General features: G+C 70.8%; 18 protein-coding genes. 12 read left to right on the plus strand and 6 right to left on the minus strand.

Annotation, left to right across the window (positions count from 1 at the left end; translation table 11 throughout):
• Positions 1–243: 243 nt before the first annotated feature.
• The 7 genes from dnaA (at position 244) to gyrB (ending at position 9,927) form a co-directional block, all read left to right on the plus strand.
• On the plus strand, positions 244–1,707 hold the full coding sequence (gene dnaA / locus ACFSOX_RS17480) for a chromosomal replication initiator protein DnaA (protein WP_378479171.1): 1,464 nt from the start codon (positions 244–246) through the stop codon (positions 1,705–1,707).
• A 124-nt stretch (positions 1,708–1,831) separates the two neighbouring features.
• Positions 1,832–2,944, plus strand: a complete 1,113-nt coding sequence (locus tag ACFSOX_RS17485) for a glycosyltransferase (RefSeq protein ID WP_378479099.1) — start codon at positions 1,832–1,834, stop codon at positions 2,942–2,944.
• A gap of 288 nt (positions 2,945–3,232) precedes the next feature.
• Positions 3,233–4,351: a DNA polymerase III subunit beta gene (gene dnaN / locus ACFSOX_RS17490; protein ID WP_378479100.1), complete on the plus strand. Its 1,119-nt coding sequence runs from the start codon at positions 3,233–3,235 to the stop codon at positions 4,349–4,351.
• Between the two features lie 241 nt (positions 4,352–4,592).
• Positions 4,593–5,744, plus strand: a complete 1,152-nt coding sequence (recF, locus tag ACFSOX_RS17495; protein WP_378479101.1) for a DNA replication/repair protein RecF — start codon at positions 4,593–4,595, stop codon at positions 5,742–5,744.
• Positions 5,745–5,944: 200 nt separating this feature from the next.
• Positions 5,945–6,532 carry a carboxymuconolactone decarboxylase family protein gene (locus tag ACFSOX_RS17500; RefSeq protein ID WP_378479102.1) on the plus strand — a complete coding sequence of 196 codons (588 nt, stop codon included), beginning with the start codon at positions 5,945–5,947 and terminating at the stop codon, positions 6,530–6,532.
• A gap of 37 nt (positions 6,533–6,569) precedes the next feature.
• Positions 6,570–7,109 carry a peroxiredoxin gene (locus ACFSOX_RS17505; RefSeq protein ID WP_378479103.1) on the plus strand — a complete coding sequence of 180 codons (540 nt, stop codon included), beginning with the start codon at positions 6,570–6,572 and terminating at the stop codon, positions 7,107–7,109.
• Between the two features lie 385 nt (positions 7,110–7,494).
• Positions 7,495–9,927, plus strand: coding sequence for a DNA topoisomerase (ATP-hydrolyzing) subunit B (gene gyrB, locus ACFSOX_RS17510; protein ID WP_378479104.1), 2,433 nt, complete (start codon positions 7,495–7,497; stop codon positions 9,925–9,927).
• A 182-nt stretch (positions 9,928–10,109) separates the two neighbouring features.
• On the opposite strand, the gene ACFSOX_RS17515 is transcribed toward gyrB, so the two are convergent.
• Positions 10,110–10,397 carry a hypothetical protein gene (locus ACFSOX_RS17515; protein ID WP_378479105.1) on the minus strand — a complete coding sequence of 96 codons (288 nt, stop codon included), beginning with the start codon at positions 10,395–10,397 and terminating at the stop codon, positions 10,110–10,112.
• A gap of 140 nt (positions 10,398–10,537) precedes the next feature.
• The gene (locus tag ACFSOX_RS17520; protein WP_378479106.1) at positions 10,538–11,389 is read right to left on the minus strand and encodes a hypothetical protein; all 852 of its coding nucleotides are present in this window, start codon (positions 11,387–11,389) and stop codon (positions 10,538–10,540) included.
• A gap of 390 nt (positions 11,390–11,779) precedes the next feature.
• Between ACFSOX_RS17520 and ACFSOX_RS17525 the strand changes: the two genes are divergently transcribed.
• Positions 11,780–13,228, plus strand: coding sequence for a tryptophanase (locus tag ACFSOX_RS17525; RefSeq protein WP_378479107.1), 1,449 nt, complete (start codon positions 11,780–11,782; stop codon positions 13,226–13,228).
• A gap of 55 nt (positions 13,229–13,283) precedes the next feature.
• Here the strand turns inward: ACFSOX_RS17525 and ACFSOX_RS17530 are convergent, their stop codons facing one another.
• Complete coding sequence (locus ACFSOX_RS17530; protein ID WP_378479108.1) at positions 13,284–13,991, minus strand: SOUL family heme-binding protein; 708 nt, start codon at positions 13,989–13,991, stop codon at positions 13,284–13,286.
• A gap of 262 nt (positions 13,992–14,253) precedes the next feature.
• Here ACFSOX_RS17530 and ACFSOX_RS17535 point away from each other — a divergent pair, with 262 nt between their 5' ends.
• The 3 genes from ACFSOX_RS17535 to ACFSOX_RS17545 all read left to right on the plus strand — a co-directional run bounded on the left by ACFSOX_RS17535 (position 14,254) and on the right by ACFSOX_RS17545 (position 16,441).
• Positions 14,254–14,454, plus strand: a complete 201-nt coding sequence (locus ACFSOX_RS17535) for a hypothetical protein (protein ID WP_378479109.1) — start codon at positions 14,254–14,256, stop codon at positions 14,452–14,454.
• 158 nt (positions 14,455–14,612) lie between these two features.
• Positions 14,613–14,909, plus strand: a complete 297-nt coding sequence (locus ACFSOX_RS17540; RefSeq protein ID WP_378479110.1) for an ACT domain-containing protein — start codon at positions 14,613–14,615, stop codon at positions 14,907–14,909.
• Positions 14,910–15,070: 161 nt separating this feature from the next.
• Positions 15,071–16,441 carry a PFL family protein gene (locus tag ACFSOX_RS17545; protein WP_378479111.1) on the plus strand — a complete coding sequence of 457 codons (1,371 nt, stop codon included), beginning with the start codon at positions 15,071–15,073 and terminating at the stop codon, positions 16,439–16,441.
• A gap of 684 nt (positions 16,442–17,125) precedes the next feature.
• On the opposite strand, the gene ACFSOX_RS17550 is transcribed toward ACFSOX_RS17545, so the two are convergent.
• The 3 genes from ACFSOX_RS17550 to ACFSOX_RS17560 all read right to left on the minus strand — a co-directional run bounded on the left by ACFSOX_RS17550 (position 17,126) and on the right by ACFSOX_RS17560 (position 20,600).
• A complete protein-coding gene (locus tag ACFSOX_RS17550; protein WP_378479112.1) occupies positions 17,126–18,019 on the minus strand; it encodes an MBL fold metallo-hydrolase in 894 nt (297 codons plus the stop codon).
• 199 nt (positions 18,020–18,218) lie between these two features.
• A complete protein-coding gene (locus ACFSOX_RS17555; protein WP_378479113.1) occupies positions 18,219–19,397 on the minus strand; it encodes a coiled-coil domain-containing protein in 1,179 nt (392 codons plus the stop codon).
• 201 nt (positions 19,398–19,598) lie between these two features.
• On the minus strand, positions 19,599–20,600 hold the full coding sequence (locus ACFSOX_RS17560) for an adenosine kinase (RefSeq protein ID WP_378479114.1): 1,002 nt from the start codon (positions 20,598–20,600) through the stop codon (positions 19,599–19,601).
• A gap of 205 nt (positions 20,601–20,805) precedes the next feature.
• On the opposite strand from ACFSOX_RS17560, the gene murJ reads away from it, so the two are divergent.
• Positions 20,806–22,407: a murein biosynthesis integral membrane protein MurJ gene (gene murJ, locus ACFSOX_RS17565; RefSeq protein ID WP_378479115.1), complete on the plus strand. Its 1,602-nt coding sequence runs from the start codon at positions 20,806–20,808 to the stop codon at positions 22,405–22,407.
• The last annotated feature ends 97 nt before the right edge of the window (positions 22,408–22,504 follow it).

The following is a 22,504-nucleotide window of genomic DNA, read 5'->3' on the forward strand; positions in this document are numbered from 1 at the left end:
ACCGCCGGCTTGCGAGAACCCGCTCTCTCTTCCCGCCTGCCCGTCGTCCCCCGCCGTGCCGGCCCGTCCGTGCGACCGGCCACGCTCTCGCCTCCCGAAAACTGACCACCCGGGCGCCCGCCTCGTCCGTCGAGGCCCGCGGCGCCCGCGGATCGACCGTGCCCGAACGCGGCGGAGTCCCTTCGCCCGCGCGAGCACTCGACTGTCAGTGTCCGCCCCGGGCGGAAGCGTGAGGCCATGACCATGACGAACAATCATCAAGAACGCTGGACGCGGGTGAAAGGTCGCCTGCGCGCCGAGGTCGGCGAGGACATCTTCTCGAGCTGGTTCGCCCGCATGGAGCTGGAGAGCGTCGAGAGCGAGACGGTGCGCCTGTCGGTGCCGACGCGCTTCCTCAAGAGCTGGATCCAGTCTCATTACGCCGAGCGGGTGCTCGCCTGCTGGCAGGGGGAGGAGCCGCTGGTCCGCCGCATCGACCTGTCGGTGCGCTCCACCATGATGCGCCCGGCCGCGGCCGCGACGGCCCGGCCGGTGGCCCCGGCCGCCGTCACGGTGCGGCACGATCCGGCGCCGGCCGGCGTCGGGATCGCCAACGGCCACGCCGCCGCGAGCGCCACCCTGGCGGCCGCGACGCCGGCGGCCGCCTCGGCCCACGATTCGTTCGGCGGCTCGCCGCTCGATCCGCGGCTGACCTTCGACTCGTTCGTGGTCGGCCGCGCCAACTCGCTCGCCCACGCCGCCGCCCAGCAGGTGGCGCTGGCGCGGCGCGGCGACCCGGTGATGTTCAACCCGCTCTACGTCCACGCCTCGGTCGGGCTCGGCAAGACCCATCTGCTGCAGGCGATCGCCTGGGCCGGCAATGCCGGTGGCGCGCGGCGCGTGATCTATCTGACCGCCGAGAAGTTCGTGTACGGCTTCGTCTCGTCGCTGCGCACCCAGACGACGCTCGCCTTCAAGGAGGTGCTGCGGGCGACCGACGTGCTGCTGATCGACGACCTCCAGTTCCTGCAGGGGAAGTCGACCTTCGCCGAGTTCTCCCACACGCTCAACGCCATGATCGACGCCGGCCGGCAGGTCGTCGTGGCCGCCGACCGCCCGCCGCTCGACCTCGAGAATCTCGACGACCGCGTCCGCTCGCGGCTCGCCGGCGGCCTGGTCGTCGAGATGGGCTCGTTCGGCGAGGATCTGCGGCTGGAGATCCTCAAGTCCCGGGTGGCCGCCGCCCGCAGCCATCACGCCGCGTTCGACGTGCCGGCCCCGGTGCTCGCCTTCATCGCCCGGTCGGTGACCCACAACGGCCGCGACCTCGAAGGCGCCCTCAACCGGCTGCTGGCGCATTCGAAGCTGACCGGCCAGCCGATCACCATGGAGCTCGCCGAGCGCGAGATCCGCGACCTCGTGCGGCCGCAGGAGCCGCGCAAGGTGAAGATCGAGGAGATCCAGCGCATCGTCGCCCGCCGCTACAATGTCAGCCGCGGCGATCTCCTCTCCTCGCGCCGCACCGCCAACGTGGTGCGGCCGCGCCAGATCGCCATGTATCTGGCCAAGACCCTGACGCTGCGCTCGCTGCCCGAGATCGGTCGGCGCTTCGGCGGTCGCGATCACACCACCGTGCTGCACGCCGTGCGCAAGATCGAGAACCTGGTCGGCAACGATCTGGCGCTCGCCGAGGAGATCGAGGCGATCAAGCGCGAGCTGCAGGAATAAGGCACGACGCGGGCGGTCTCACGATCCGATACAATCCGGATCGTGACCCCGGCGCCTCCCCCGGAGTAGGGTCTCGCCCCGCTGCGCCGCACAACCGGACGGCGCACAGCGAGCGAGTGCCCTCATGCCGACGGACCGGTCCGCCACCGTGAAAGCCTCCCCGCCGATCGTCGAGATCGGCAATGCCGGCCTCCTCTCCCGCGTCGATCCGGCCAATGCCATGCTGCTGTGGACCGGCGAGGACGATCTCGCCGCGCCGGTGCCCGAGAACGTCCGCGAGTTCGGCCTGCGCGCGTTCGTCGACCTGTGGCGACGGGCCTGGCGCTACGAGATCGACACCATCGTGGTGCATCCGCCGACCCGCCACCCGCCGTGGCACTGGCGGCCGCTGCGCAGCGTGTTCCACTGGCCGCCACGGCCGTGGCGGCGGTTCGTCCGGCTGTTCGGGATTCAGGCGATCCGGCTGCTGCCGCGCCGGATGAGCATCTTCGTCGTCGACGGCGACGACATGCGCACCATCCCCCGCTGCCACACCTTCCTGCTCGACCGCTGCACCTTCTACTTCAAGCGCGAGCTGCCGATCGACCGCTGGCAGGTGTTCCAGCGCACCGGCCACCCGGAGATGCCGTCGACCCGCTTCCGCCGCAAGCCCCGCAACCGGCGCCGCCTGGAGAAGCTGCGGCCGTGGGCGATCGGCTTCCTCAGCGACGGCCCGTCGCTGCCCGAGACGGCGTTTCCGGAGAAGACCATCGGCCTGTTCGTCGCGGTCGCGACCAACTCCTCGACGGTGCGTCACGCCGGGCTGGAGGAGCTGCGGGCGCTGGCGGCACGCCGCAAGGACATCGTCATCGCCGAGGAGCGGCTGAGGAAGGACGAGTTCTTCCGGCTGATGAGCCAGGCGTGGCTGACCTGGTCGCCGGAGGGGTTCGGATGGGACTGCATCCGCCACTACGAGGCGGCGTCCGTCCACTCGATCCCGGTGATCAACCAGCCGACGATCGCCCGCTTTCATCCGCTTCTCGAGGGCGTCCACGCGCTATACTACGATGCCGACGTGCCGGGCAGCCTGACCGCCGTGGTGGAGGCGGCGCTCGCCGACCCGGAGCGGATGCGCCGCATCGCCACCGCGGCGCGCGCCCATGTCGAGGCCCACCACCTGACCCCGTGGCGGCGGGCCGAACAGCTGCTGGCCTACCGGGCCGGCCTCGAGACTCCGCCCGGCGGCCTCGCGTTGTGACGGCGGCGACTTCGCCGTCACGCGGGCGTCGCGCCGAGCGGTGAAAACCCCGGGATTGTCGGGGGATCCGACGTCGTTACCCTTGCCGAATCCGCGCCGGCATTGCACTTTCCCGTGTTCCGGTGCGCCCGCGGCGTGCGTCCGACGCCTGCGCGGGCGGGCGGCCCGAGCCGGGACCGTCCCGGCCATGAGCATCCGTCGAGCCGGGATCGTCCCGGCGACGAGCGTCATCAGTCGGCGCAGGCCTGTCCGGCCCGCCGTTGCGTAGTCAGTCGAGCGGGGTTCCGCATGAAGGTCACGGTCGAGCGGTCCGAGCTTTTGCGATCGCTGTCGCATGTCCACCGCGTGGTCGAGCGGCGCAACACCATCCCGATCCTCGCCAACGTGCTGATCCGCGCCGACCGCTCGGAGCTGTCCTTCAAGGCGACCGACCTCGACCTCGAGATCGTCGAGACGATCCCGGCCGAGGTGACCTCGGGCGGCGTCACCACGGTGCCGGCCCACATGTTCTACGAGATCGTCCGCAAGCTGCCGGAAGGCACCCAGGTGACGCTCGACGCCACCGGCGACCGCGCCGTGCTGACGATCCGGGCCGGGCGCTCCAAGTTCACGCTCCAGACGCTGCCCGAGAGCGACTTCCCGGATCTCGCCGCCGGCGACATGACGCATGCCTTCGCGCTGCCGGCCGCCGACCTGAAGCGGCTGATCGACAAGACCCAGTTCGCGATCTCGACCGAGGAGACGCGCTACTATCTCAACGGCATCTACCTGCACGTCGCCGGCGAGGGCGCGGCCGCGCGGCTGCGCGCCGTCGCGACCGACGGGCATCGTCTCGCCCAGGTCGAGTTCCCGGCGCCCGCCGGAACCGAGGGCATGCCGGGCGTGATCGTGCCGCGCAAGACGGTCGGCGAGGTGCACCGGCTGATCGAGGATCCGTCCGGCGAGGTGAAGATCGAGCTGTCGGCGACCAAGATCCGCGTCTCGCTCGGCCCCGTGGTGCTCACCTCCAAGCTGATCGACGGCACCTTCCCGGACTACGGCCGCGTCATCCCGGCCGGCAACGACAAGCTTCTCGAGGTCGAGAAGCGCGACTTCGAGCAGGCCGTCGACCGCGTCTCGACCGTGTCGAGCGAGCGCGGCCGCGCCGTCAAGCTGTCGATCTCGGGCAGCAAGCTGATCCTCTCGGTGACCAACCCGGACTCCGGCAGCGCCACCGAGGAGATCGAGGTCGCCTACGACGCCGACCCGCTCGATATCGGCTTCAACTCGCGCTATCTGCTCGACATCGCGGCCCAGATCGAGGGCGACACCGCCATCCTCAAGCTCGCCGACCCGGGCTCGCCGACCCTCATCCAGGACAAGGACGCCAAGGGCGCCCTCTACGTCCTGATGCCCATGCGGGTGTGAGGCGGCAGGTTCTCTTTACCTCTCCCCTGCGGGGAGAGGTCGGAGGTCGCGCCAACGGCGCGAGCTCCGGGTGAGGGGGTGCCGAGGCCTCCATCGGCGCCGTAAACCCTCACCCCGGTCGCGAGCTTTCGGCTCGCGCCCGCCCCTCTCCCTCAGGGAGAGGGTCAAAGGCAGCATCCGCGGCGGCTTCTGCCCGTATCAGATCTGCCGCCCATTGCCGCGGGCGCGACCACAAGAAGACATGACCGTCGCCCCGCAGATCCTCCGGCTCAGCCTGACCGACTTCCGCAGCTGGAGGAGCGCGACGCTTCAGGTGTCGCGACGGCTGGTCGTGCTGACCGGGCCGAACGGCGCCGGCAAGACCAACATCCTCGAAGCGATCTCGTTTCTCGGCCCCGGGCGCGGTCTGCGCCGGGCGACGCTCGACGCGGTCGCCCGCGAGGACGGCCCCGGGACATGGGCCGTGGCCGCCGAGGTCGATGGCGCGCAGGGGCTGGCGACGCTGGGCACCGGGCTCGCGACCCCGGCCGGCGGTGACGGCGCCGATTCGCGAACTCATGCGCGAAAATGCCGGATCGACCGCGAGCCGGTCGGCGCGGCGACGGCGTTCGCCGAGCATCTGCGGCTCGTCTGGCTGGTGCCGACCATGGACGGGCTGTTCCTCGGGCCGGCGTCGGAACGGCGACGCTTCCTCGACCGGCTGGTGCTCGCCGTGCATCCCGACCACGCGACCCGCGTCTCGGCGCTGGAGCGCGCCCTGCGCGCCCGCAACCGCCTCCTCGAAAGCCCCTCGCCCGACCCGCACTGGCTCGACGCCGCCGAGCACGAGACGGCCGAGCTCGCCGTCGCCGTGGCGGCGGCCCGGGCCGAGACCGTGCAGCGGCTCGCCGCCACGCTGGCGGAGCGCGGCGCCGGGCCGTTTCCCTCGGCCGGGCTGGCGCTCGACGGCTGGATGGAGCAGGCAGCGCTCGACCGTCCGGCCATCGAGGTGGAGGACCGGTATCGCCGGGTGTTGCGCGAGAGCCGTGGCCGCGACGCCGCCGCCGGGCGCACCCTCGACGGGCCGCATCTCACCGATCTCTTGGTGACGTTCGCGCCGAAGGGGATCGCGGCGCGCGACGCCTCGACGGGCGAGCAGAAGGCGCTGCTGATCACCCTGGTGCTGGCCCATGCCGGGCTCGTCGCGACCATGACCGGCATCGCGCCGATCGTGCTGCTCGACGAGGTGGTGGCGCATCTCGACCCGGGCCGGCGCGGCGCCCTGTTCGAGGCGCTCGGCGCGCTCGGCGCCCAGGTGTGGATGGCGGGCGCCGACCCGGCCGCCTTCACGGCGATCGCGGCCGAGGCCGACGTCTTCGAGATCGCGCCGCAGCATGTCGCCCGCGCCGGCTGACCGAGGCTGCGCGAAAAATTCGCGCCCCGCAGCTTTTCAGAGCAGTTACCACGCGCCGGGCGCAGTTGTTGCGCCGCAACAACTGCAAATTAGTTGCATGAAAAGCGATGCGTCCTAGGGTCCGGTGACCTCTTCGATCGTCCCGGCCCGGCCGAATCTCGCCTGCCGCAGCGGGGCGGACCAAGATCACGGAGCCCCCGATGAGCCAGCTCGAGACGTTGCGGCAGGCGCTGCCCGACTACGCCAAGGACATCAAGCTCAACCTCGGCTCGCTGCTCGGTTCAGGAGCCGTGCCGGAGCTGACGCCGGCGCAGCGCCGGGGCAGCGCGCTCGCCGCCGCCGTCGCGGCCCGCCAGCCGCGCCTCCTCGCCGCGATCGAGGCCGAGGCGACCGCGGCGCTCGACGTAACGACCGCCGAGGCGGCCCGCACGGCCGCCGCCCTGATGGCGATGACCAACGTCTATTACCGGGCCGTCCACATGGCCGAGGACGCCGACCTCGCCAAGCTGCCGGCCGGCCTGCGCATGAACGCGATGGTGAAGCACGGCATCGCCCAGGCCGACTTCGAGCTGTTCGGCCTCGCCGCCTCGGCCGTGAAGGGCTGCGAGGGCTGCGTGCGGGCGCATGTCGAAGGCGCCAAGACCCACGCCGTCGCCCTGCCGGCCATCCAGGCGGTGCTGCGCATCGCCGCCGTCGTCCACGCCGCCGCGACCGTCCTGGATTCCGCCGCGGCGACCGCCGCCGCCGCGACCACCCCTGCCCCGAGCGCCGCACCGGCGCTCGCCTGAAACCCCCGCCCACCCTCGCAAGGACTTCGAGACGACCATGCTGACCGTAGGTGACAAGCTCCCGGCCTTCGACCTCCAGGCCGTGGTGTCCATCGAGCCCGGCTCCGCCTTCACGCGGATCACCGACAGAAGCGCGCCGGGCAAGTGGAAGATCCTGTTCTTCTGGCCGAAGGACTTCACTTTCGTGTGCCCGACCGAGATCGCCGCCTTCGGGGCGCTGAACGGCGAGTTCGCCGACCGCGACGCGGTGATCTGGGGCGCCTCGACGGACTCGGAGTTCGTGCATCTCGCCTGGCGGCAGAACCACAAGGATCTGAAGGCCCTGCCCTTCCCGATGCTGTCCGACATCAAGCGCGAGCTCTCGGCCGCGCTCGGCATCCTGCACGCCGAGGAAGGCGTCTGCCTGCGCGCCACCTTCGTGGTCGATCCGGAGGGCATCATCCGGTTCGTGTCGGTCAACGACCTCTCGGTCGGCCGCAACCCGCAGGAGGTGCTGCGCGTGCTCGACGCGCTGCAGACCGACGAGCTGTGCCCGTGCAACTGGCAGAAGGGCGAGGAGGTTCTCAAGGTCGCCTGATCGGCCCCCCTTCGACGCGGCTTCGATCACGCCCGCCCGGCCGCGACGGCCGCGGCGGGCGTCGTTTCTTGCGGTTCCGGGACTCCGGTCCGGCGGCTTTTCCGGAGCCGCCGATTCGCGCTCGCGCGGTCCCGCCGCGCGGCCTTCCGGACGGGCCGTCGCGGCGCCGCGAAATCCCTTGAATTCTCCTTTTACAATAACCATTTATCGGCAGTCACATTGTCCTGTACGCGCCCCCGCTTTCGTGTCACACGAAGGTGACGGATTTCGCGGTCCCCGATCCGGCCGCAGGGCTGCTTCCAGGATCGCGTTCACGGCCCGCGTTTCAGGCCTCCCCGCTCCAGAGCCAGACCCGGTTTCCGGACAACATCCAAAGCGCCTCGGCATGGACGACACGACCCCTTCGCAGATCCCCTCCGACGGCTCCGACTACGGCGCCGAGTCGATCAAGGTCCTCAAGGGCCTCGACGCCGTGCGCAAGCGGCCCGGCATGTATATCGGCGACACCGACGACGGCTCCGGCCTGCACCACATGGTGTACGAGGTGGTCGACAACGCCATCGACGAGGCGCTGGCCGGCTACGCCCGCGAGGTGTCGGTCACGCTGAACCCGGACGGCTCGGTGACGGTGCGGGACGACGGTCGCGGTATCCCGACCGCGATCCACAAGGGCGAGGGCGTGTCGGCCGCCGAGGTCATCATGACCCAGCTCCATGCCGGCGGAAAGTTCGACCAGAACTCCTACAAGGTCTCGGGCGGCCTGCACGGCGTCGGCGTCTCGGTCGTCAACGCGCTGTCGAGCTGGCTGAAGCTGCGCATCTGGCGCGACGGCCACGAGCATTTCATGGAGTTCCGGCACGGCGAGGCGGTGGCGCCGCTCGCGGTGGTCGGCGACGCCGGCGGTCAGCGCGGCACCGAGGTCACGTTCCTGGCCTCGACCGAGACCTTCACGATGACCGAGTACGACTGGGGGACGCTGGAGCATCGCCTGCGCGAGCTCGCCTTCCTGAACTCGGGCGTGCGGATCGTGCTCACCGACAAGCGACACGCCGTCGAGAAGCGCGAGGAGATGCACTACGAGGGCGGCGTCGAGGCCTTCGTGCGCTTCATCGACCGCAACAAGAAGCCGCTGGTCGTCGACCCGATCGTGATCAAGTCGGCGCGTGACGGCATCGAGGTCGAGTGCGCGCTGTGGTGGAACGACGGCTATCACGAGACCGTCCTGTGCTTCACCAACAACATCCCGCAGCGTGACGGCGGCACCCATCTGGCCGGTTTTCGCGGGGCGCTGACCCGGCAGATCACCGGCTATGCCGAATCCGGCGGCGTCTCCAAGAAGGAGAAGGTGGCGCTGACCGGCGACGACTGCCGCGAGGGCTTGACCGCGGTGCTCTCCGTGAAGGTGCCGGACCCGAAGTTCTCGTCGCAGACCAAGGACAAGCTGGTCTCCTCCGAGGTCCGTCCCGCCGTCGAAGGCGTGCTCAACGAGGCGCTGGCCGCGTGGCTCGAGGAGCATCCGAGCGAGGCCAAGGTGGTGGTCGGCAAGGTCGTCGAAGCGGCCACGGCCCGCGAAGCCGCGCGAAAAGCGCGTGAGCTGACGCGGCGCAAGGGCGCCCTCGACGTCGCCTCGCTGCCCGGCAAGCTCGCCGACTGTCAGGAGCGCGACCCGGCCAAGTCCGAACTGTTCATCGTCGAGGGCGACTCGGCCGGCGGCTCCGCCAAGCAGGGCCGCAACCGCGAGTTCCAGGCGGTTCTCCCGTTGCGCGGCAAGATCCTGAACGTCGAGCGCGCCCGCATCGACAAGATGCTGTCGAGCCAGGAGATCGGCACGCTGATCACGGCGCTCGGCACCGGCATCTCGGAAGAGTTCACGGCCGACAAGCTGCGCTACCACAAGATCATCATCATGACGGACGCCGACGTCGACGGCGCCCATATCCGCACGCTGCTGCTCACGTTCTTCTACCGGCAGATGCGCGAGCTGATCGAGCGCGGCCACATCTTCATCGCCCAGCCGCCGCTCTACAAGGTGAACCGCGGCAAGTCCGAGCAGTACCTCAAGGACGAGCGCGCGCTGGAGGACTATCTGATCGCCACCGGCCTCGACGAGGCGGTGTTCCGCGCCCATTCGGGCGAGGACCGCGCCGGCCCCGATCTCAAGCTCTTGATCGACCAGGCCCGCACGGTGCGGGGCGTGCTCGCCGGCCTGCACGGCCGCTACCGCCGCGCGGTGGTCGAGCAGGCCGCCATCGCCGGGGTGCTCAATCCGGCGATCGCGCTCGACCGCGAGACCGCCGACCGCGCCGCCGCCTACATCGCGCGCCGACTCGACGCGCTCGCCGACGAGACCGAGCGCGGCTGGGAGGGCCGGTTCGTCGAGGGCGACGGCTTCACGTTCGAGCGCACGGTGCGCGGCGTGAAGGAGGTCGCGGTGATCGACGGCGCGCTGCTCGGCTCGCTGGAGGCCAAGAAGCTCGACGACCTCGCGCCGCTCCTCCAGCAGGTCTATCCGCGGCCCGGCGTGCTTCGCCGCAAGGGCGACGAGACGCCGATCCACGGACCGATCGACCTGATCGAGGCGGTGATCGCGGCCGGCCGCAAGGGCGTCACGCTGCAGCGCTACAAGGGGCTGGGCGAGATGAACCCCGACCAGCTGTGGGAGACCACGCTCGACGTCAACGCCCGCTCGCTCCTCCAGGTGAAGATCAAGGAGGTCGACGAGGCCGAGGACATCTTCACCAAGCTGATGGGTGACGTCGTCGACCCGCGCCGCGAGTTCATCCAGGAGAATGCGCTCGCCGCCAGCGTGGATATTTGAGGCGGGGCGGGTTATCGTTTCGATAGGCATAGGGTGGGCAAAGGTGCGCCGAACGGCGCGCCGTGCCCACGCGGTCCGAGAGATCGACTGCGCGACACCGCGTGGCACGTCGCTGCGCGCCTTTGCCCGCCTTATGGGTTGCTGCGGTTCGCATATCCATTCTGCCCGCGCCACGGCCCGGTTCAACCACGATCGCTAGCGGACGAGATCTCGGCGTCGATCGTCATCAGGAGCGTCCGCAGTTCGCCTGCGAGCGCGACGCGCTCCTCCGGAGAGACGTCCTGCTCGTGAGGGATGCCCAGGATTTCGGACACGCGGTAGACGAGGTCCGCCAGCATCGCGTGCGGGTCGATCCGGTTGCCTGCGATCCAGGATTGGATTGCCTCGGTGGAAAGGCCGGCGAGGGGATGCCGCCACGCGGCGGCGTTCACGACGTCCGTGGCCAGCTTTTCAAGGTCGCGTGCTTGCATCGGCCTTCACTGTGGCGATCGCCGACGTCGTAGCGGCTTTGCCGGCGGTCCACAAAGGCGGAACGTCCGATTGCCCACCGCTCGGGCGTGGCAGGAGCACCGGCCATGTCGAGGAGTCCGGGCGCGAATCTTCAAGGCAGTCAGAAATGAAACGCCACCCCCGCCGCCGCCCACCCGGCGCAGCGGCCGTAAGCGCGGGTGACGATCTGCGCGAAGGACTCGTCGTTGCCAGCCCCGAGAGAACGCCGCACGCCGGACGCCACACCGCCCTGCCATTCGATCGAGGTGACCCACCTGTCTCGGTCTTCGAGGTCAGGGGTCACCGGCAGGACGACGGTGGTCGGAACCGCGTGATCTTCGCCGAGCCGTGCGGCCTCGGCGAGCGCGTCGACCGGCTCTAGATTGGCCTCGATCTCGGCGTCCTGCAGCGCCGGCTCGCCACCCAGCGCCGTCACAAGTCCGCCGACGAGGTCACGTCCGGAACTCGCCCCGGAATTGATCGTGCTCCGGCCGACCTCGGATCGACGTTTCCCACCCGAGATGCGTCCGTCGAACCGGCCGCCGAGATCCCACCAATCCCAGCGACCGATCGGATTGAGCCATCGTCCGTAACCGCCCGCGCGCTCGTCGCGGGCCTTGTAGCGGGTGAAGCGGGTCACGAAGCGATCGAAGTCCGGCTCTGCGTCGCGGAACGTCCCGCGCCACCGCGAGACACCGCGACGATCCATCTCCTTTAGGACCGCCGAAGCGTCCACCACATAGGACGCCGCGCCATCGATGCCGCCGAGGCGAAGGCCGCCGGTCGCTTGCTTCTCCAGATCCAGCGGGGCGTCGAACAGACGGATCAGATCAGGCTCGGCGTCCTCGAAGGCCAGCTTGTCCCAGCCGAAGCGTTCCGGGCCGCCGCGCCGGAATGGGTCCAGCGACCGGTCCAGCTCCTCCTGCAGCGACGTGAAGGCCGCCGGGATGATGACGTAAGCGATGCCGTACATCCGATGGGCGCGCGGTCCGTCGAGGGCGGATCGAGTGCGCGGAGAGCGCACTCGGTCATGGCAGATTACGACGACGATGCGCGGAACGACAGGTCGGGAAGCCGTCGTCGCCGGGCTGAGTTCGACCGGCTGGCCGATCCTCACATCGCGGTGCTCGACGCGACCGGGTCTGCGGCACGGCTGCGCAACATCGTTTCCGCCACCCGGGTCCGAGGAAGTACGGAATTGCTCCCGTAGCGGTATTTCGATAGCCCGAACCCCAGATGGCTCGGCCCGGCGCGACGACCGGGACGCGGCCGGGATTTTTCGTCCCGGCGGGTCGTCGTCCGGCGCTGCGACGCGCCGGCCGGGCGCCCTTTCATTTCGAGACGTTTATACCGGGGGAGACGCATGTCGAAGATCCGATATTTCGGCGACGAGACCATTCCGCTCGAGATGCACAAGGTGCGGATCGTCCAGAAGCTCGGCCTGCCGCCGATCGAGCGCCGGCTCGAGGTGATGACCAAGGCCGGCAACAACACCTTCCTGCTGCCCAACGCGGAGGTGTTCCTCGACATGCTGACCGACAGCGGCGTCAACGCCATGAGCGATCAGCAGCTCGCCGCCATGATGGTGGCCGACGACGCCTATGCGGGCAGCGCCACCTACACGCGGCTGGAGACGAAGCTGCGCGACATCTTCGGCATGGAGTATTTCCTGCCCGCCCATCAGGGCCGCGCCTGCGAGCACATCCTCGCCAAGGTACTGGTGACGCCCGGCTCCGTGGTGCCGATGAATTATCACTTCACCACCACCAAGGCGCACATCACGCTGCAGGGTGGCGTGGTGGAGGAGCTGGTGTCGGACGCCGGGCTCGAGGTGACGAGCCGCCTGCCCTTCAAGGGCGACATGGACATCGGCAAGCTGAACGCCGTGATCGCCAAGTGGGGCGCCGACAAGGTCGCCTTCGTGCGGGTCGAGTCCGGCACGAACCTGATCGGCGGCCAGCCGGTGTCGCTGCAAAACCTCGCCGAGGTCAGCGCGGTGTGCCGCGCGAACGGCATCATGTTGGTGATGGACGCGAGCCTGCTGGCCGACAATCTCCACTTCAACAAGACGCGCGAGCCGTCCTGCAAGGACCTCACGATCCGCGAGATCACGCGAAAAATCGCGGACCTGTGCGACATCGTCTATTTCTCCGCGCGAAAACTCGGCTGCGCGCGCGGCGGCGGCATCTGCATCCGCCACCAGGACGTCTATCTGAAGATGCGCGGCCTCGTGCCGCTCTACGAGGGCTTCCTCACCTATGGCGGCATGTCGGTGCGCGAGATCGAGGCGCTCACCGTCGGTCTCGAGGAGACCATGGACGAGGACATGATCAGCCAGGGCCCGCAGTTCATCGCCTACATGGTGGACGAGCTGGACCGCCGCGGCGTGCCGGTGATCACGCCGCCCGGCGGGCTCGGCTGCCACATCGACGCCAAGCGCTTCGTCGACCACATCCCGCAGTCGCAGTATCCGGCCGGCGCGCTCGCCTCGGCCCTCTACATCGCCGCCGGCATCCGCGGCATGGAGCGCGGCACGCTCTCCGAGCAGCGCGAGCCGGACGGACGCGAGGTGTTCTCCAACATGGAGCTGGTGCGCCTCGCGCTGCCGCGCCGGGTGTTCACGCTGAGCCAGGTGAAATACGCGATCGACCGTCTGTCGTGGCTGCACGCCAACCGCCGCCTCGTCGAGGGCCTCGTCTTCGTCGAGGAGCCGGAGGTGCTGCGCTTCTTCTACGGCCTCCTGAAGCCGGTCTCCGATTGGCAGGAGCGGCTGGTCGCGAAGTTCCGGGCGGATTTCGGCGACAGCCTGTGACGCCGGGAACGATCCGCGACGGTCCCGGTGACACCGGGACCGTCCTCGCCAGCGTCTAGCGCTCCACCCGTTGGGCGACCTCGTTGCGGCGGAGCGGCGGCAGCGTCCAGGGCGGGTCGTAGAACTGGGCGACAGGCGCGCCGACGGCCCGCCAGGCGCTCGTCTTCAGGATGCGAGTCAGCAGCCGGGCCTGATGCTGCACCGCCTCGGGCGCGGTCGATCCCGCGAACCTGATCACGGCGACCGTCTCGGCCGGCACCTCGACGATGGCGATGCCGGCGTCGTTTGGCACCGGCAGCGTCTCGCGGGTGAATTTTTCAGGCATGAAGAACCGGATGGTCCAGCGCGGCGGATCGCCGCCCGACCTCGCGTCGCTCGCCGACTCGGCGGTCGACCAGGCGGCCGTGTCGGCCGGCACCACCGTCACCGGGGCCGTCATGGCGATGCGGGCCGAGCCGCCGGCACCGCCCTGGCCCTCCGATCCGCCCGCGCCGGGCGCCACTGTCACGGGCGCCGTCATGGCGATCGTGTCGCGGGCCCGATTGGCGCCGAAGATGAAGCGGGCGAGCCGGCGAAAGCCGACCGAGCGGGCCGCCATCTCGTCGGCCGCGACCGTCACGTCGGCGGCGAGCCGCGGGCCGTAGCGGCGAATCTCCACCGCCTCGCCGATCCGCTCCAGCACCTCGAAGCGCGGCTCCTCGGTCCCCGAGCGGACACCGACGACGCCGGCGGCGCCTTGCAGGATGGAGGTGACGATCGACATGGCTGCCTCCCTCGCGGTCCCGACCGGGACCGCCGGCCGACCGCCGTCTCGATCTGGGGTGGAACCGCTTTTCGCGAAAGGGCCACGGAGACCAATCGCCGCAACCGTGCGCTGCACAATCTCTTCACACCCGCGGGATCGGCTGCAGATTTACCATCTGTTAACCATGACGCCTCAAATCGGTGGGCCGTGTCGTCCGCCCCCCGAACCCGCCAAGCCCGCCACGCCAAGTCCGCCACGCCAAGCCCGTCCGACCCTCGCGATGACGATCCTGTCCGACGATATCCGATCGCTCCAAGCCGAAAGCCGCGCCCTTCTGGCCCAGAGCCGGCAATTGCGATCGCTGTCCGAGCACGCCCGCCGCGAGGCGGCCGCCCTGCGCGCCCACAGCCGCGCCGCGCGCGCCGGCGGCCGGACGCTCTGCGATGCCCTCTCGTCCGACCTCGGCCGTCCCGGGGCCTGAACGACATCGGCCGCCAGCCGAGTCGCCGCCGGAACGCATCGGTGGCCGGCCGGGGCGCGACACGCTAAACACGGCCACGACCCGCCGGCGGCTCCGTCGCCGCACGCGTGCGGACGCGCGTGCGGACGCTGCGCGAAAACCCCGTCATCGAGACCACCATGCCCCACACCGCCAAGGATCTCTCCGGCCGCGCCATCGTGACGATCATCGGCGCCGACCGTGTCGGCATCATCGCCGGAATCTCGGCCGTGATCGCCGAGGCCGGCGTCAACATCCTCGACATCAGCCAGTCGGTGATGCGGGACTTCTTCACCATGATCATGATGGTGGACCTGTCCGCCTCCGACGTGTCCTTCGACGATCTGCGCGCGCGCCTCGCCCGCAAGGGCGCCGAGCTCGCCGTCAAGGTCGAGATCGAGCGCGAGGAGATCTTCAAGGCGATGCACCGGGTCTGAGGAACCGCCCTGCGGCACCGTCATTCCGGGGCACGCCAAAGGCGCGAACCCGGTATCCAGAAACGAACTCCGAGCGTGTCGCTGGAGTCCGGGTCCGATGCTCCGCATCGTCCCGGAATGGCCGACCGGGCCGCTCGCATCATCGGGATGAAAGACGAGCCATGAAACATCTCGGCTTCTCGGGCGAGGAAATCCTCGAGACCATCGGCATGGTGCGGCACGAGAAGCTCGACATCCGCACCGTCACGGTCGGCATCAGCCTGTTCGACTGCGTCGCCGACGACTGCGCGACCTTGTGCGCCGCCATTCGGGCCAAGGTGACGCGGGTCGCGCGCGACCTGACCAAGGTCTCGGCCGAGATCGAGCGCGAGTTCGGCATCCCGATCGTCAACAACCGCATCGCCGTGACCCCGGTGTCGCTGATCGCCGGCCGCTGCGGGCCGGACGAGATGATCAGGATCGGCGAGACGCTCGACCGCGCCGCCCACGATCTCGGCATCGACTTCATCGGCGGCTTCTCGGCCCATGTCGAGAAGGGCATGACCGCGGTCGACCAGGCGCTGATCGCGGCGCTGCCCGACACGCTCGCCGCGACCAAGCGGGTCTGCGCCTCGGTGAACGTCGGCTCGACCCGGGCCGGGCTGAACATGGACGCGATCGGCCTGATGGGCCGCAGCGTGAAGGACATCGCGGCGGCGACCGCGGACCAAGGCTCGATCGGCTGCGCCAAGCTGGTGGTGTTCTGCAACGCCGTCGAGGACAACCCGTTCATGGCCGGCGCCTTCCACGGCGCCAGCGAGGCGGACTGCGTCGTGAACGTCGGCGTCAGCGGCCCCGGCGTCGTGCTGCGCGCCGTCGAGGAGGCGGGCGACGTCGACTTCGGCGCGCTGACCGCGGTGATCCGCGGCACCGCCTTCAAGATCACCCGGGCCGGCGAGTTGGTCGGCCGCGCCGCGGCGGCCCGGCTCGGCCTGCCGTTCGGCATCATCGACCTGTCGCTCGCGCCCACCCCGGCGGAGCGCGACAGCGTCGCCCGCATCCTGGAGGCGATCGGGCTCGACCGCGTCGGCACCCACGGCTCCACGGCGGCGCTGGCGCTGCTCAACGACGCCGTGAAGAAGGGCGGCGCGATGGCGTCGAGCTATGTCGGCGGCCTGTCGGGGGCCTTCATCCCGCTCTCCGAGGACGCCGGCATGATCGAGGCGGCGGCCAAGGGCACGCTCACCATCGACAAGCTCGAGGCGATGACCTCGGTCTGCTCGGTCGGGCTCGACATGATCGCGGTGCCGGGCGACACGCCGGCCGAGACGCTCGCCGCCATCATGGCCGACGAGGCGGCGATCGGCATGATCAACCGCAAGACGACGGCGGTCCGCATCATCCCGGTGGTCGGCAAATCGGTCGGCGACACGGTCGATTTCGGTGGGCTTCTCGGCCACGCTCCGATCATCCCGGTGCACGCCGAGGCGAGCTCCCGCTTCGTCGCCCGCGGCGGCCGCATCCCCGCGCCCCTGCAGGCGCTGATCAACTGAACGTGCCACGACCGTGGCACCGCGCCGGTCCGCGCCGACGCTCGCCCGAAGCTCATGTGACGACGCGCCCGTGTCGACGCGCCCGTGGCGCGAAGACAGGCTCGACTCTTCACCGACCCTTAAGCAGAATGATCGAGCATTCTCGATCCTGGTCCGGATGTCGGCGCCCTTCCGAGGTCCGGCCGGGAAAGCGTGGCCTGCGGGTCCGTGGGTGACAGTCGCCCTGACTGTGCCGGGGCGCATCTGTCGCGAGCCCAGGGAGGCGCGGGAAGTCCGGTCGAGGGCGGTTCTAGAACGCCTTCGGCGGGCCGATCCACCGCCGACGAGACGTCTCTCGTTGCGGGGGCTGTCGTCACTCCTTCCCGGAGCGTTGCGGCAGGATCCGGAACCAATCGCGAGATTGGCGTCCGGGTCATCGTGTGCGCGGATCGAGCGCAGACTGTCGTCTGCACACATCCACCCGCGCACACCGCCGCTTACGACGACGGCCCCCGATCGCGGCGTCGCCGTTCTGCACCCGCCGATCGACTCTCCCCGTCACGCTGAGGCGGCCGCGCACAGCGCGGCCCTCGAAGGGCGACGGCCCGCACTCGGGGGCCGCATCCGTCGAGGCCCCGCTTCGCCGGGCACCTCGGGATGACGGGGCGAGGTTCCAGGCCTTTGATGCAAAGCCAGCCTCCAGTCTCACCGCCCCGGCAGCACCAAGAACTTCGGCTTGGCCGGCAGCGTCGTCTTCGACAGGACCACGGTCGGCGTCTCGGCGAACTCGATCTCGTAGTCGGACTTCACCCGCTCCAGAAAACGGTCGAGCGTGTAGCGGCTGAAGAAATGCATCGGGATCATCAGCGGCGCCTTCAGGGCGGCGATCACCTCGATCATGCCTTCGAGGTCGAGCGTGTAGCTGCCGTCGACCGGCACCAGCACGACGTCGACTCGACCGATCTCGGACACCTGCTGGGGCGTCAGCGTGTGGTGCAGGTGACCGAGATGGGCGATGCACAGCGTGCCGACCTCGATCACGAAGATCGAGTTGCCGTGCCGCGCCGTGCCGCCCGCCCAGTCGCGGATGTTGGTGGCGACGCTGCGCACATGGACGTCCTGATAGGAAATGTCGTGGCCGGCCGGCTTGCCGTCGTCGCGCCAGCCGTGCAGCACGAAGCGGATGCCGGGATCGGGCGACAGCGTGTAATGGGTCGAGTGCGCCCGGTTCATGGTGGCGATGTCGGGCACGACCGGCGGCTTGACGTAGTCGTTGTAATCGGTGGCGACCCGCACCTGCCGCGGGCTCTCGATCAGGAAGGTCGAGTGGCCGATATAGGTGACGCGCGCCTGGTCGGGCGCGAGCGCGGCCGGCACGACCGCCGCCGGGACGATCCGGGGCGAGGTGCGCGACACCAGGCCCGGGCAGGTGTCGAGCCGCTCGGGCGCCGCCGGCGCCGCCGGCGCGGCCGGCTGGCCGACGGCCGGCCGCATCGCGGCGATGGGCAGAATCCAACCGAGGATCAGGACGGCGACGAAGGCGGCGAAACGGACGAGCGACCGGACCGGGGTCGCACGCCGGGCGGGGGTGGCGGGCATGCGGGCTCCTTGGCGTCTGTGCGCCAAGCATAACCCGTGCCCGGGGCGGGTCGGAAAGCCCCCCTGACCACAACGTGATCCTCGCTGTGCAGCCCCCGCCCCGAAACGATCCCGAAACGACCCCGAAACGACGACGGGCGGGCGCCTTGCGGCGGCCCGCCCGTCCGAAACAGTCGGAAACGACGTTTGTCTGTCCCGCTCAGCGGGCGACGATGACGCCGCGCGAGGTGACCACCAGCCAGCGTCCGTCCTGCTTGCGGATGCTCTCGATCCGGCCGAGGCCCGGCAGCGTGTCGCCGGTCTCGACCTCGACCAGGCCGTAGCGGCCTTCGATCAGCGCGATGCCGCGGCGCACGTCGCGCACCACCCAGCCGCTGACGACGGGCGGCGCCGGCGGGCGCGGATCGCCGAGCGAGGCGGTCGTCATGTCGGCGGAGGCGACCGCCACGGACGCCGGCGGGGCCGGCGGCGCGGCGGCATGGATCTGCGTCGGCTGGCTCGGTCCAGGCTGGCCGGCGGGGGGCTGCTGGGCGGAGGCCTGGGCCTGCAGGGTCGAGGGCGGCGCCCCGGGGCCTTGGGTCTGCGTCGCGCCCGCCTGGACGCCCGCTTGGGCGGTCCGCTTCTCCAGCCGGTCGATCGCCTCACCGAGCTTGGCGAGCTTCTGGGCCGGCTCGGCCTGGGCCTTCTCGGTCCGCTCCAACCGGTCGGCGAGCTTGGCGGTCTGGGTCTGCAGCGTCTTGGTCGCGCTCTCCAGGCTGGTGCGCAGCCCGGCGACGTCGCGCTGCAGATCGGCGACCGTGGCGCGCAGCGCGCTGTCGTCGGGCGGCGTGACGCGCACGATCGGCGCCGCCGGCTCGGGACCGAAGCTGGTCGCCGCGAACGTGCCGGCGAGCGCCCCGAACGAGGTCGCCACCGCGATCACGGCCGCCACCTTCATGTAGGGCGGCACCTGGAAGGAGAAGCCGAAGCGCCGGCGCGGCGGCTCGTCGATGTCGATCGTGTCGGAGCTGCGCCAGCCGTCGTGCTCGACCGACGGCGCGGCCTTGACGGGCGTGTCGCTCCGGTGGGCGCGCTGCGGCTGCGGACCGTCGATCACGACGGCGCCGTGGCGGCCGCCGATGCCGTCGCGACCGCCGCCCGACCCGGCCGCCGTCGCCGGCTCCGGTCGGGGCAGGCGCGGACGCCCCGCCGGCGGCGGCTGCGATGCTGGCTCGCGGTCCGGAAACGCCTCGTGGCCCGGATCGATGGACGTCGGATCGATCGCGCTCGGATCGATCGCGCTCGGATCGACGGCGCCGGCGCCCGCCGGTGCTCCGAGATCGTGTGGCCCGAACTGTCGGCGGCCGAAGCCGCCCTCCCCCGTGTCGTGCTCGCCCATGGCAAGGGGCTCCAGAGTGTCGCGCCGAGCGGCTGAAGCAAAGTCGGCTCAACCGATCGTTAACGATGCGCGCTTACCAAATCGTTACGGTTCCTCTCATCGCAGGCGGCTTTGGCCGAATAGCGGCCCCTCCGTGGCACACTGTGGCGCCCCGGCGGCACGCTGCGGAATGCTGAAAAATCTCTTAAAAGCTCGAGGCTTTCACACCGACAGCCCGTTGTCGCGGGCGAGCTCCGCGAGCGACGTCTCGGGGCGGGCGCCGAGATGCTGGATGATCTCGGCGGCGGCGAGCGCGCCGAGCCGGGCCGCCTCCGCGTTCGCGCGGCCGCGGGCGAGCCCGACCAGGAAGCCGGCCGCGAACAGGTCGCCGGCCCCGGTGGTGTCGACGACGCGATCGACCGGGACCGCGTGCACGGCCGTCGTCTCCTCGCGCGACACGACGAGGCAGCCCTTCTCGCTGCGGGTGACGGCGGCGAGCTTGACGTCCTGCCGGAGCTGGGCGAGCGCCGCGTCCAGGTCGGCGGTCTGATAGAGGCTGTGCAGCTCGGCCTCGTTGGCGAAGACGAGATCCACGGTGCCGGAGCGCATCAGGTGCAGGAACTCGTCGCGCCAGCGGTCGACGCAGAAGGCGTCCGACAGGGTCAGCGCGACGGTGCGGCCGGCCGCGTGGGCGATCTCGGCGGCCTTGAGGAAGGCGTTCTTGGCGTTCTCCGGATCCCACAGATAGCCTTCGAGATAGGTGATCGCCGCACCCGCCACGGCGTCGCGGTCGATGTCGAAGGGATGCAGATCCTGGGCGGCGCCCAGATAGGTGTTCATGGTGCGCTCGCCGTCCGGCGTCACCATGATGAAGCAGCGCGCCGTCGCCGGGCCGCCCTCGGCGGGCTGCGTGTCGAACGCCACCTTGGCGGCGCGGATGTCGTGGGCGAAGACGCCGCCGAGCCCGTCGTTCCTCACCTTGCCGACGAAGGCCGCCCGCACCCCGAAGCTCGCCGCGCCGACGATCGTGTTGGCGGCCGAGCCCCCGGAAATCTCCACGGCCGGCCCCATCGCGGCATAGACGGCCTCGGCGCGATCCTCGTCGATCAGCGCCATGCCGCCCTTGCGCATGCCGTGCGCCACCAGGAAGTCGTCCTCGGCGCGGGCGATGACGTCGACGATGGCATTGCCGATTCCGAGCACGTCGTAGCGAAGAGCGGTCATCCGATAACTCGCGATGGGCGGGCCGCCGCCGGCGCGCGCCGCGCTTGCCGGGGCGCCGTCGACCCTGCATAGGTCATGAGAGGCGCGCGCGCCCGGTCGGGTGCGTCGCGAGGCGGCGGCGCACTATACCGACGGGCCGCCCCGTTTCAACGCCGGCACGGCCGCCGCGCCGCCCGCCCGCCACGGTGTCCGGAGACCGGACCGCATGCACAGCCCGGACCTCTCGTCGGCCGAGGGCGCCGAGGGCCGCGTCGCCGCGAAGGTCGGCGCCGTCGGGGCCGCGACGCTCGGCTCGCGCCTGCTCGCCTTCCTGCGCGACGCCGGCATCGCCGCGCTCTTGGGCGCCGGGCCGATGGCGGACGCCTATTTCGCCGCCCTGCAGGTGCCCAACCTGTTCCGCCGCCTGCTCGCCGAAGGGGCGCTGAACGGCGCCTTCGTGCCGCTGTGGCTGCGCCTGCGCGACACGCAGGGGCGCGACGCGGTGCGCGCCTTCGGCGAGGGCGCGCTCGGGCTCACGGCCGTCGTGCTGGGCCTTTCGACGCTCGCGCTGATCGTCGCGGCACCGCTGGTCGTCCACGTCATCGCGCCGGGCTTCGCGGCCGACGGCGAGCGTTTCGCGGCGGCCGCGCAGCTCGTGCGCCTGTCGGCTCCCTATGTGGTGATCGCCGGCTGCGTCGCGGTGCTGGGCGCCCTCCTCAATGCCGAGGGGCGGGTCGGCGCCGTGGCGTTCGGGCCGATCGCGTTCAACGGGGTGCTGATCGCGGCGGTCGCCTCCCTCCTTCTCGGCGGGCCGGCCGTGGCGGCCCATGCGGGCCCCGTGCTGGCGATCGCGATCGTCGTCGCCGGGCTCGCCCAGACGTTGCTGATCGGCGGCGCCGCGCTGCGCCTGCCGGCGCGGCCGCGGCGGCTGCGGCTGTCGGGCGGACCCGAATTGCGCCGCCTTCTCGTTCTCGCCGGACCCGGGCTGCTGGCCGGCGGCATCCCGCAGATCACCCTGATGGCCGGCGCCATGATCGCCTCGCCGTCGCCGGCCGCGGTGTCGTGGCTCTATTACGCCGACCGGCTCTACGAGTTTCCGCTCGGCGTCGTCTCGGTGGCGATCGCGACCGTGATGGGACCGGCGATCGCCGGCACGGTGCGGTCCGGCAGCCCGACCGAGATCGCCGTCGCGCAGGGTCGCGCCCTGTCACTCGCCCTCGGTCTCGCGCTGCCCTGTGCGGCCGGCTTCGTGCTGCTCGCCACGCCGATCGCCCGCGCCCTGTTCGAGCGCGGCGCCTTCTCGCCGCACGACACCGCCATGGTCGCGTCGGCGCTGGCGGCGCTCGCCTTCGGGCTGCCCGGCCATGTCGCCGAGAAGGTGCTCGGCGCGATCTCGTTCGCCCGCGAGGACACCCAGACGCCGATGACGACGGCACTCGCCGGCCTCGCCACGTCGAGCGCCGGCGCGTTGGCGCTGTTCCCGATCTTCGGCCATGTCGGGGTCGCGGCGGCGATCGCGGCCGGCGGTTATGTGGCACCGGCTCTGCTCGCCGTCGTGCTGGCCCGGCGCGGCTGGCTGCGCATCGACCGGGATGCCGCGATCCGCATCCCCCGCATCGCGCTCGCGACGCTCGTGATGACCGCCGTGGTGGCGACCGCTCGCGCGGCGATCGAGGGCTCGGGCGTTCCGACCGGCCCGCTCGGCCGCTTCGCCGTGCTGCTCATGCTGCTGGCCGTCGGCACCGCCGCCTATGGGGCGCTGCTCGGGCTATTTCGCGTCGTCCGCCCCGCCGAGATCGCCGCCGCGCTGCGCCGCCCACGCGGCTGATCGCCCGCCGCGACTCGCCCGAGCCGCCCGGGCGCATATATCCGACCGGCCCCTTGCGCCCCCTGGCCTCGCGTGGCACACCGCCGCCGCGATCAGG

It is taken from the genome of Rhodoplanes azumiensis (assembly GCF_042682915.1).
Classification (GTDB): domain Bacteria; phylum Pseudomonadota; class Alphaproteobacteria; order Rhizobiales; family Xanthobacteraceae; genus Rhodoplanes; species Rhodoplanes azumiensis.